General features: G+C 31.0%; 3 protein-coding genes. 1 reads left to right on the top strand and 2 read right to left on the bottom strand.

Going from position 1 to position 2,903, the window contains the following annotated elements; genetic code table 11:
• Positions 1–244: 244 nt before the first annotated feature.
• Complete coding sequence (locus JGH11_RS19615) at positions 245–1,492, top strand: site-specific integrase (protein ID WP_201114594.1); 1,248 nt, start codon at positions 245–247, stop codon at positions 1,490–1,492.
• On the opposite strand, the gene JGH11_RS19610 is transcribed toward JGH11_RS19615, so the two are convergent.
• Both JGH11_RS19610 and JGH11_RS19605 read right to left on the bottom strand, forming a co-directional pair.
• A complete protein-coding gene (locus JGH11_RS19610) occupies positions 1,482–2,024 on the bottom strand; it encodes a hypothetical protein (protein WP_201114592.1) in 543 nt (180 codons plus the stop codon). The genes JGH11_RS19615 and JGH11_RS19610 overlap by 11 nt on opposite strands.
• A gap of 33 nt (positions 2,025–2,057) precedes the next feature.
• Positions 2,058–2,771, bottom strand: coding sequence for a helix-turn-helix transcriptional regulator (locus JGH11_RS19605; protein ID WP_201114590.1), 714 nt, complete (start codon positions 2,769–2,771; stop codon positions 2,058–2,060).
• Positions 2,772–2,903 lie beyond the last annotated feature (132 nt).

Raw genomic sequence — 2,903 nt, 5'->3', positions numbered from 1 at the left:
TAGAGCGTTAGACTGGCAGTCTAAAGGTGATCGGTTCGAGTCCGATATTCTCCACAAATAAAGGCTTCTGAGTATTGAAGCCTTTTTATGGGATTACATGACAATTAAAGTACAATCATTTTTTCATTCTATTTTATCCAAAATGTATTACAATAGTATTACATCTGAGCGTTAAAAAATATTTTGTATTACAATAGTATAACAAATAAAGAAGTAAGTTTACCTGACTAAAATCATTAAATATATGGCAACAACGATTAAAGCAGTTATTCTAAAACACCACAAAAAAGAAGATGGTACATATAATGTAAAGATTAGGTTAACTCACGAGAGAAAGCAATTATACATTCCAACAACATTCATGGTATCCGAAATATATCTTGATGAAAATTTAAATATCATTGATAGAAAACTTAAAAATATTATTGACAAAGAAGTCTTATTATACAGGGATAATCTATTAAGTATCGGAGAACTTAGTCGATTTGACGCTAAAAGCCTTGCTAAGAAATTATCAGAACTAGCCCATCCTAAAATAGAATATATTGATTATTTGGCTTTCATGAAATGTCATTACGAAGAAATGAAATTAAAGGGGCGTTCTTCGTATGAAAATTACAGGGCTGCATATAACAAGCTGTATGAATTTTCAAAGGGTAGACTAGAATTTAAGGAAATAACTTCTACTCTCCTACTCTCTTTTGAAAAATATCTAATAAAGAATGGTGTTGGTATGCGTGGGATTGCCTTGTATATGTCTTGTATCAGATCAGTATTTAATGAGGGTAGATTAAAATACAATGATGAAGATTATGGAATAGTAAAAATAAGTAACTACCCATTTATAAGGTATAAACTCCCAAAGATTCCAGAGGCTAGACAAAAGGCTGCGGGTGTAGATGTCGTAATATCTATTATTAACTATCAACCAAAAAATGAAACAGAACAGTTAGCAAAGGATATGTTCTTATTATCATTCTATCTTATAGGCATGAACGCAAAGGATATATTTTCTTGTAAAACAAAAGTAAAAGATAATCGAATAACCTATCAGAGAAGCAAAACAAAAGACGGACGTATTGATAAGGCTGAAATATCCGTAAATATAGAACCCGAGATACTGGAGCTTATTGGAAAGTATTTAGATAAAGATAATAAATATACATTCAATATATACAAGAGATTTGCAAACTCTAAGAACTTCAATATGTCGCTTAGTGACGGTTTTATTTCAATTCGTGATAGTTTAGGGATAGACAACCTTACTATGTACTCAGCACGTCACTCTTGGGCTACAATAGCATCACATAATTGCAATATTATTGACAGCCATATAGCCAAATGCCTCAATCATGCAAGTATTGATTTTAGGGTTACAAATAAGTATATAAAGCGTGATTGGTCTTTAATAGATAAATGTAACCGTCAGGTGATTGATTTCGTTAATGAAAATCTCAATGATAAAAGTAAATCTATTAAATCTATCTTCTGAACATATCACCTTCTCCTGTAAGCAGCCAATTAGCATTTAAAGCATGGTTCTCTATCATAAAAGCAGCCATATGTGGAGGTAATGATTTATCTACTCTTTCTTTAATTGTATAAAGTTGTTGTCTATGCACACCCATAGATTTAGATATATCATATAAGCTTGAAAATCTACTTTTATTAATTAAATTGTCTGCAAACTCAAAAAATCTTGTTTTTATCTGAAATTCTATTTTGTCGTTATCTGATGGCAATTTGGATATAGAAAAATCCTGTTCAGTATCACCAATACCGCATACAATCCAATTTGCATTTATATTGAAATTAACGCATAGTAAAGCTATCGAACTAAGCGAATAAGAATAATTACCACTGCCCCCGATCTTTGCTAAATTGCTATCAAGATATCCAATGCTTTCGGCAAATTCCCTACCCGATTTTACATTTTTACTATCTAATAATCCTTTCTTTATAATATCTACTCTGTCTTCTATATTTTTATTTACAGATATAGCCTTGTTGCTTAATTTAGGCATGATGTTTTTAGTTTTAGTTAATGTAATTGTGTATTAAAGCCTTATTTGCCTGTCTACTAATTTTACGACATGGTACAATTCCTGTACGTCAGACATTCTTATTGAGTACTTTTCTCCGTATATAGGGTTCAATGGTTCGCAAATAAATTCCCTTCCGTGTATATTGTTGTCTAATATTTTGCATATTGAAATATTATTATTCGAAACAATTATAAAATAGAAGTCTGATACCTGTATGTTATGCCCCCATGAACCCCTTTGTATTTCCCTTCCAAGTACTATATCGCCATCTAGTAACGATTTATTGCTTCCGTCATTCATGCCATCGCCGTCAATCTCAAAGCACATGTATTTACCTTTAAAAGATTCGTCTATCCTTAATGGTATTGTAGGAAGATTGTATAAGAATGATTCATCTTCATGCTTGGATATATATTCATCCATACTGCGCCTTTGAACCAACGATATAAGTTTAAAATTACTCTTTACCAGTTTTGCAGCTATATCACTGCTTATTATTTGCGCAATATCTTCATTACTCAACATTTGTGGGGTGTTCAGGTAAGCATATAAATACTTATGCAGCTTATGTAATGTTGTTGTTGCTGGCTCAGCTTTTCCAGTCTTCCATCGACTAATAGATATTGGGGCTACTCCTGTAGCTTTTGATAGCTTGTAGCCAGAAATATTACTCTTAGTCATCATCTCCATAACTTCCTTTAGCAGCTCTTCTCTTGTGAGTGACATGTTTTAATGTTTTTAGTTATATTAAAATAATATATTTAACAATATTTAAATATATAAATAGTGTATATAATAAATATGTATACTATATTTGTATCATATATAATAAATAATAGTAAACATTTAGTATTACGA

The organism is Dysgonomonas sp. Marseille-P4677 (assembly GCF_016652235.1).
Taxonomy (GTDB): Bacteria; Bacteroidota; Bacteroidia; order Bacteroidales; family Dysgonomonadaceae; genus Dysgonomonas.
Note: the sequence above shows the minus strand (reverse complement) of the source record. Positions and strands in the feature narration are given on the sequence as shown.

Excerpts from the sequence above, each read along its gene's own strand:
- JGH11_RS19615 (WP_201114594.1), top strand. The coding sequence starts at position 245 with ATGGCAACAACGATTAAAGCAGTTATTCTAAAACACCACAAAAAAGAA.
- JGH11_RS19610 (WP_201114592.1), bottom strand. The coding sequence starts at position 2,024 with ATGCCTAAATTAAGCAACAAGGCTATATCTGTAAATAAAAATATAGAA.
- JGH11_RS19605 (WP_201114590.1), bottom strand. The coding sequence starts at position 2,771 with ATGTCACTCACAAGAGAAGAGCTGCTAAAGGAAGTTATGGAGATGATG.